Here is an 8,294-nt window from a genome sequence, read left to right as displayed (position 1 = left end):
TAATAAAGAGAAATTTGTCTTCAAATAGCCAATTTTAAATGGTTTTAGAAATTTCTAATGTAAATTTAAAATTTATCTTTTGAATATAAAAATAGTAGTTTTATAAAAAATGAAAAGGCTTTAAGTTTAAAAATTTAGAATTTAAAGGAGAGCATTTGCTCTCCTTCTTGTTAGGCATTTAGCCCAGTATTTCTTAGCATAACGCGTTTGCGATATACATTTGATACTTCAGCCGCATCTCCAACTAAAAGTGCATTTGTAGCACAAACAGCCGCACACATAGGCACTTTTCCTTCGGCCATTCTATTTTGACCGTAAAGCTCTCTCTCCTCGTGTGAGTTTGTTGGCTCTGGACCGCCTGCGCACATTGTACATTTATCCATAACGCCCTTTACACCAAATGCTCCATCTTTAGGGAACTGTGGTGCACCAAACGGACAAGCATATAAGCAGTAACCACAGCCTATGCATATATTTTTATCATGGAGCACGATGCCATCAGCTCTAATGTAGAAACAATCGACCGGGCAAACTTGCTCACAAGGTGCATCAGTACAGTGTTGGCATGCAATAGTAGTTGAAACCTCTTTACCTTCGATACCATCATGAAGTGTAATGACCTTTCTTCTATAGATTCCCACTGGAAGTTCATGAGCAGAAGAGCAAGCAACTTGGCAACCATAACAACTAATACATCTATCAGTATCTACGAAAAATTTCATTCTTGCCATTTTATTCCTCCTTACTCTTTACCCATGGCGTCTCTCTCGCCATATTCATGGAAAAACGATGTTTTAAATGTATTTTCCTCAGCTTTTTCTATACGGCAAAGACCTGCGTTAAACTCTGAAATTTGAGTAACTGGGTCAAATCCGTAGTTAGTAACGGTGTTATAACTTTCACCAATAACATAAGGCTTAGTGCCCTCTGGATAGCGAGCTGAAAGATCAACGCCTTGCATAATACCAGCGAAGTTGTATGGCATACAAATTCTATCTGGAGTTACCATCTGGCTGTGATAGCATCTTACTTTGATCTTTGTGCCTTGTGGGCTGTGGATCCACATCATATCGCGGTCTTTTATGCCGTATTTTAAAGCTAGCTCTGGATTAACATTAGCAAACATCTCTGGCGTAATAGCTGATAGATATTTACTAGTTCTTTCGATCATACCAGCACCACTTAAGTTTACGACACGTTGCGTACTAAATACGATAGGAAATTCTTTTGACCAATCTTTTGCTTGTTGCTCTGACTTAAACTTAGTAGAAACACGGAAATTTCTAGCTTGATCTTCAAATGTCGGATACTTTTGAACAAGATCCCAGCGTGGTGAGTGAACAGGCTCTCTATGTTTTGGAATAGGATCAAGGAATTCCCAAACGATAGCTCTTGCTCTTGCATTACCATAAGGTACAACACCTTTTTCGCGACATTTTTCAAAGATAATACCACTATAATCCATACTCCAGCTTGGTCCCATCTTAGCTTTCTCTTCTTCAGTTAGAGTTATACCTAAGACTTTTTCTATATTCTCTTTTGTGATTTGTGGATAGCCACCTTTTATAGCTGAGCCAACAAGCGTTGTCTCTTCGCTAGCTAGCTGACTAACGCCATTATGTTCGAGTCCAAAGCGATTTCTAAAGCCTGAACCACCTTCAACATAAGGCTTACTCATATCATATAGTATTGGAGTTCCAGGGTGTTTTTCATCCCATGCTGGCCATGGTTTACCGTAGTACTCGCCTTTAACTTCACCACCAATACCTATTAGCGTATCTGGGTCAAATTTATCCCAGTTTGCTTGATGACGTCTAAACATCTCAGCTGTTCTACCACCATAACCTATAGAATTTCCAATTCTTGCTATCTCATTTGTCGCATCATCAGGCCATACAAAATCATCTTTTACTTGTTTTATTTCATGATCTACGATACCCATTTTCATGCCTCTTACGTATTCATCGTAAAAGCCAAATTTCTTAGCAAATAAGAACATTACTTCGTGATCGCCCTTGCTCTCATAAAGTGGATCAACAACTTTTGTTCTCCATTGTCCTGAGCGGTTTGTAGCACTTAGGTGACCTTCATTTTCAAATGCAGTCGCTACTGGCAAGATATAAACGCCATCTTTTCTATCTGAAAGGATAGAAATTTCATTTACAAATGGCTCAGCCACAACGATCATATCTAGTTTTGAAGCCGCTTCTTGAATTTTAGCTAGGTGCGCCATAGATGTTAGACCAGTTCCTTGAACCCAAAGAACTCTTAATGCGCCACTACTAAATGTATTCTCCTCTTTCAAGACGCCTTGCCACCATTTTGAAAGTGACCAGCCTTTTTCGTTTCTCCAGTTTCTATCTTCTGGATGTTTAGGATCGTGGTAATAATACTCTTCAAAGACTGTGTTTTTAACAGGAGTGCCGCCTTGTTTTGGCTCTTTTGTTGAGACCGCAAAGCGTTTAATAAATTCATCATAATCAACGCCCCAGCCTTTGCAGTAATATTTCCATGCTGCATCAGTTAAGCCATAATACATTGGCAAGCTATCTGAAAGGTTGCACATATCAGTTGAGCCTTGAACGTTGTCGTGTCCACGAATGATATTACAGCCACCACCTGCTTTACCCATATTTCCTAGGATTAGTTGAAGGATAGGTAAAATTCTTGTATTTGATGTACCAACTGAGTGTTGAGTTATACCAAGAGCCCAAACAACAGTACCCGGTTTTGTATGAGCTAGGATATCTGCAGCTTTTAGTAGCTTATCAACTGGTACTCCAGTAACATCAGACGTAACCTCTGGTGTCCAGTGCTCAGCCTCTTTTCTTATCTCATCAATACCATAAGTTCTATTTTCTATAAATTCTTTATCTTCCCAACCATTTTTAAGAATAATGTGAATAAGACCATAAACAAGTGCAATATCAGTTCCTGATCTTTGTCTCAAATAAAGATCAGCATGTGCAGCTGTCTTTGTAAAATTTGGATCAGCTACAATTACTTTTGCATTGTTTCTATCTTTAGCTTGTAAAGTGTGCTTCATGCCACCAACTGGGTTTGCCACAGCTGGGTTTGCTCCAATGATAAATATACATTTTGAGTTTGCAGCCATATCTCCAAAGTGGTTTGTCATCGCGCCATAACCCCAAGTATTCGCCACACCGGCGACTGTTGCGCTATGTCAAATTCTTGCTACGTGATCGTTACTGTTTGTACCCCAAAATGCACAAAATTTTCTAAAGTAATATGATTGCTCGTTATTAAATTTAGCCGATCCTAAGAAAACAACACTATCAGGGCCATCTTCTTTGCGGATCTGAAGCATCTTATCGCCGATCTCGTTTACAGCTTGGTCCCATGAAATTCTTTGCCATTTACCATCAACTTTTTTCATAGGATATTTGATGCGTTGTTTGCTGTGTGTAAGGTCGATCTGATCGATACCTTTTGAGCAGTGTGAGCCCTGAGATATCGGATGATGCATCGCCATATCTTGACGAACCCAAACACCATCTTTTACCTCAGCCTCGATACCACAGCCTGCTGAGCAAATAGAACAAATCGTTCTAACCTTTTTTGAGCCAGGGAAAGGATTTTTTATCTCCTCATCACTTGCTTTTCTTATCGTTTCATTTTCTCCAAAAGCCATTGTGCTTCCAGCACCAAGTGCGGCTAGCTTTAAAAATGAACGTCTTCCTATACGTGCATCACTCATGGTTTTCTCCCTTAGTAAGCGATTTTATAGTAGGTTTCCCAGTTCTTGCTTTTTTTATAAAGCACCTCTTTTTTGTTTGACTTGCCAACGACGACACCATTGTCATCAGGAGCTAAGTCGTCACTAGTCACTTTTGCTACGGCTGAGACTGCTAGTACACCGCCGGCAGCACCGACTTTTAGAGATTTTTTTAGAAAATCTCTTCTTGATCCTTGCATTTTTTCTCCTTAGCTCTCAAACTTAAAAATTTGAGAATTTGGTTTGATTGGTCTTCACAATTTGCAACTTTAGAAATTCTAAAATATTGCAAGGCCTATTTCAGGGCTTTTTATAGCCTAGATTTAAACTCTGCAAATTTAGCATAATTGCAAGATAATCAAAGTAAATATAAAGCTTTAATTAAATATGTTAAGTTATTGTTAAAAATATAAGAAAATATATTTAATATTTTAACTTTTATGAATTTTGAGAGAAAGGCTAATTTAAAGTATAAATTCTAGGGAGAGCTCCCTAGAAAAGATTATTTTAAATCACTTTTATTTATTATAAATGGCACTGATCTAACGCCAGCTGAGAAATATTTTTTACGTAAAGTATCAATCTTGTCGCTCTCTTCTTTGCTAACATTTTTTTCATCTACGTTATAATCTTCAGAGAAATACTTTCTTAAAATTTTAACCTTATCGCTATCACTTTTTGCATTTTTGATATCTTTATAGATCAAAGCACTTTTTTGCAAAGACGATAGTTCATGCACTGGAGTTAAGATAATTTCAACGTTATTGTCTTTTAATGTCGTTTCAATCTTTGCTAGCTCGGCTCTACAATATGGGCATTCAGGATCTGAAAACATGATAAGAGTTGGCTTTTTGCTATCATTGCCAAGAGTTACAACATTTGCCTTGTCTTCATTTTTATAAATTTTAGCTAGTGATTTTACTAAATCAAGTGCTGCTTTTTCTGCGATTACCTTTTTTTCTTCAGCCAAATAAGACTTTTGCTCCTTTAAATTTACAACATCAGGAAACATAAGATCGCCCTTAACAAAAGTCACATCTTCTTGAGACATATCTCCTTTGCTAAATTTTAAGCTTACTTTTTCTATATCATCTAAAATTTTAGTGCGTTCTACGACTTTTACATTAACACCATCGATATTTTGATTTTTAAAAACTTCTGAGTAAAAATCTTCTATTTGCTTATTACTAGCTGCCATTAGGCTAGTTGCCGCTAATATTGAGGCCAAAACCACTTTTTTCATTTTTTTCCTTTTTAAAAATTTGGCGGATTATATTTGCTTTTTGTAAATGAATACTAACCACGAAAGACTCTGTCATTTCCTTGCTTCATTATGTCACTCTCAATATCGAGCTGCTCAAGATAAGCGATTACATATTTTCTGCTTAAATTTAGTGCATCCTTGGCGTTTGTGACATTTACAAAGCCTTGATTTTTTATTATCTCCCTTAGCTTATCAAGTGCCATTTTTAGCGAATTTCTAGTGATAAAAAGATTATGCTCCAGCCTTACAACTCTGCCAATTGTAGTTAGCTTTTTAAGGGCATTATCGCCACTTAGCCTATCTATTTCCAGCTCATCATATATATTATAAGGTGCCGTTGGAGCTAGCTTTCCGCTTTCTAAAATTTCATAAATTTTCTCTTCAAGCCTTACTTTTAGTTTGCTTATATCAACGCCTTTTTTTGTATAGACACCATCATTTTTAGAGATTAAATTTATACCCTCAAGCTCATCAAGTGCTTTTTGAGCTAAATTTAAACTAGCCCAAGCAAGTTTTAGGCTGATGCTTTGAGCTGAAAAGACAGCAAATTCATTTTTCTCTATCATAAATTTAACCACAGACTTTATCCGCTCAACCGCGCTTAGATCATAGATATTTAAAGCCTTTTCATCGACAAAGACGTTTGAGACTTTTTTGGCCACATTTACGGCCTCTTCGTGACTTAGTCCAAACCTTTGATAAGAAGAGATGATGCCAAAGCCATTTTTGTGGGCTTCTTTAAGTATAGAAAATGCCCCAACGAAATCATACTTTAAAAGTGCAGCCAAAAAGAGAATTTTGCCAGCTTTTTTTAGTGGCTCAAGCACAGGATTTAGCACTCTACCACCGCCTATCACGCGTGCATCTGAGATAAGCACAAATGCCTCGTCAAATTTCAAAAACATATCGCTTTGAAATTTAAAGGTAACAAAGTAACTATCATCTTTTTGGCTAAGGATTAGCACCTTTGCAGGCACATTTTTAGCTCCTACGCAAAAGGTTACGCTTTGCGAGTGAATCAAATTTTTAGCAGTTACGACCGCATCAACCTCTCTAAATCCCCTAAAATAGCCCTTTTTGCTAAGTAGCTGACCCTTTTTTAGCTCGCTTAGCTCGATGCCAGTTAGATTAAGCGCCACTCGGCTGCTAACCCCTGCACTACCAATGAATTTATCGTGGCTTTGCACGCTTCTTACTAGCACCTCTTTGCCAGCATCGTAGTTAAAAAGCTTCTCATTTTTACTAACGCTTCCCTCTATAACGGTGCCAGTTACGACATTTCCGATACCTTTTAGGCTAAAGACCCTATCGATGTAGTATCTAAAAACGCCCTCTTCATCGCGCTTTTTAGCTCTTAGCGTAAAGAGGTAGTTTCTAAGCTCGTCAATGCTTGCCTTGTCCTTTATACTAACGGCAAAAATTTCTAAAATTTGCAGGTTTTTAAATTTAGAAATTTCATCTCTTATCTCTTTTTTTCTTAAATTTATAGTCGCTTCATCTACGAGGTCACACTTTGTAAGTGCCACGATCAAAGACTTCACACCAAGGAGATTTAAAATTTCAAGGTGCTCCAAGCTTTGAGGCATAAGGCCGTCATTTGCCGCCACCACAAACAAGCACGCATCAAAGCCATACGCGCCACTTATCATCGTTTTTATGAGATTTTCATGCCCAGGCACGTCTATAAATGCGATGTTTTCATCATTTTTACTTAAATTTGAAAAGCTTAGATCAATCGTTATGCCACGTTTTTTCTCCTCTTCAAGATTATCCCCCTCAAAGCCGTTTAGCTCCTTTATAAGCGCGGTTTTTCCGTGGTCGATATGCCCTGCTGTTCCTATTATTAGACTCATTTTTCTTCCGTTTCATTTATTATTTTTATTAGTTCATTTACATCTTCATCTAAAAGCGTTCTTAAATCAAGTAAAAATTTATCATTTTCTATACGGCCGATCACCTTTTTTTGCCTAAATTTCTGCTCATTTAAAACTGCATCTCCACTAACCGCCAAAGCCATACTTGGAATTTTTTTATTTGGCATCGCACCGCCTCCTACAAAGGTTTGTGTACGAACTATCTCAAGCGGAGTTTTTAGATTTTTATTTATAAAATTTGCTAAGTTTTCAAGCTCTTTTACGCTTTTGTGAAGTAGTTTTTGCGTTGTGATTAGCTCAAATTCTTTATTTAAATAAGCTTTCATACTCTCAACCAAAAGCGAGATGATCACTTTATCTACGCGAAGCATTCTTAAAAGCTGATTTTTTCTAAGCTTTGCGATGAGCTCTTTTTTGCCAACTATTATGCCACACTGCACCGCACCAAGCAGCTTATCGCCACTAAAACTAACTAGCGAAACATCTTTTAAATTTTTTAGATCTGGCTCATTTTTATCTAAGTTAAATGGCAAATTTCCGTAAAATCCACTGCCAAGATCAAAATAATCTATCAATTTTTGCTCACATGCCAATTTACTTAGTTCATTTGCTGTAACCTCTTCGCTAAAGCCCACGATGTCAAAATTTGAGCGATGAACCTTTACAAGCATCGCCGTATTTTCACTAATTGCCTCTTCGTAGTCTTTTAGCTTAGTTTTGTTTGTCGTACCAACCTCTTTCAAAAAGCAGCCCGCATTTGCCATAACTTCCGGCACTCTAAAACTACCGCCGATCTCGACTAGCTCGCCTCTGCTAACAATCACTTCCTTACCCTTTGCAAAGGTATTTAGCACCAAAAATACTGCACTTGCGTTATTATTTACGACGATAGCGTCCTCAAAACCAAATGCTCTTGCGATCATCTCACCGATATAGTCGTATCTGTTGCCACGACTGCCTGTTTTTAGGTTATATTCAAGGTTTGAATACCCTGTGATTACCGGAGTTGCACGGCTTAAAATTTCTTTATCGATAACGCTTCTAGCAAGGTTTGTGTGAATGGTTACACCGGTTAAATTTAGCACTCTTTGAAGGCTTGATTCATTAAATTTATGATATTCGTTTAGGATTAAATCTATTATTTCTTGCAACGCAAAATTTTCATTTTCATTTAAAATTTTAGCTCTAACTTCATTTAAAATTTGTCTCGCAAGCAATGTGACTAAATTTATATCAAATCCTGAAAATGCTTCGTTTTTTATAATCTTATCAACTTGTGGGATATCTCTTAAATCGCTCAATTCGTGCTCCTAGTAAGTTAGTTTTACCAAGCCGTGATTTTAACATAAAAAATATTATAAATTAAACCTTAGAGCAAAAAGGAACATATAAAATTCAGAGTCCATTAATCCCATTAATA

5 protein-coding genes and 1 pseudogene are annotated in these 8,294 nt (G+C 37.1%); all 6 read right to left on the bottom strand.

Annotated elements, in window-relative coordinates:
• Window positions 1–170: 170 nt before the first annotated feature.
• The gene (fdh3B, locus tag F3G69_RS01120) at window positions 171–731 is read right to left on the bottom strand and encodes a formate dehydrogenase FDH3 subunit beta (protein ID WP_021090689.1); all 561 of its coding nucleotides are present in this window, start codon (window positions 729–731) and stop codon (window positions 171–173) included.
• An 80-nt stretch (window positions 732–811) separates the two neighbouring features.
• A pseudogene (locus tag F3G69_RS01115) lies at window positions 812–3,718 on the bottom strand (formate dehydrogenase subunit alpha); the annotation flags it as partial.
• An 11-nt stretch (window positions 3,719–3,729) separates the two neighbouring features.
• The gene (locus F3G69_RS01105; RefSeq protein ID WP_009294906.1) at window positions 3,730–3,936 is read right to left on the bottom strand and encodes a twin-arginine translocation signal domain-containing protein; all 207 of its coding nucleotides are present in this window, start codon (window positions 3,934–3,936) and stop codon (window positions 3,730–3,732) included.
• Window positions 3,937–4,238: 302 nt separating this feature from the next.
• The gene (locus F3G69_RS01100; RefSeq protein ID WP_103600726.1) at window positions 4,239–4,979 is read right to left on the bottom strand and encodes a thioredoxin fold domain-containing protein; all 741 of its coding nucleotides are present in this window, start codon (window positions 4,977–4,979) and stop codon (window positions 4,239–4,241) included.
• 53 nt (window positions 4,980–5,032) lie between these two features.
• Window positions 5,033–6,853: a selenocysteine-specific translation elongation factor gene (gene selB, locus F3G69_RS01095; protein WP_149714172.1), complete on the bottom strand. Its 1,821-nt coding sequence runs from the start codon at window positions 6,851–6,853 to the stop codon at window positions 5,033–5,035.
• A complete protein-coding gene (gene selA / locus F3G69_RS01090) occupies window positions 6,850–8,175 on the bottom strand; it encodes an L-seryl-tRNA(Sec) selenium transferase (protein ID WP_149714171.1) in 1,326 nt (441 codons plus the stop codon). Before selA ends, selB begins: the two co-directional genes overlap by 4 nt.
• Window positions 8,176–8,294: the final 119 nt, after the last annotated feature.

This window comes from Campylobacter concisus (genome assembly GCF_902460625.1).
GTDB lineage: Bacteria > Campylobacterota > Campylobacteria > Campylobacterales > Campylobacteraceae > Campylobacter_A > Campylobacter_A concisus_AD.
The sequence above is the reverse complement of the archived record's forward strand: the minus strand, read 5'-3'. Positions and strand labels throughout refer to the sequence as shown.

Excerpts from the sequence above, each read along its gene's own strand:
- F3G69_RS01100 (WP_103600726.1), bottom strand. The coding sequence starts at position 4,979 with ATGAAAAAAGTGGTTTTGGCCTCAATATTAGCGGCAACTAGCCTAATG.
- fdh3B (WP_021090689.1), bottom strand. The coding sequence starts at position 731 with ATGGCAAGAATGAAATTTTTCGTAGATACTGATAGATGTATTAGTTGT.
- F3G69_RS01105 (WP_009294906.1), bottom strand. The coding sequence starts at position 3,936 with ATGCAAGGATCAAGAAGAGATTTTCTAAAAAAATCTCTAAAAGTCGGT.
- selB (WP_149714172.1), bottom strand. The coding sequence starts at position 6,853 with ATGAGTCTAATAATAGGAACAGCAGGGCATATCGACCACGGAAAAACC.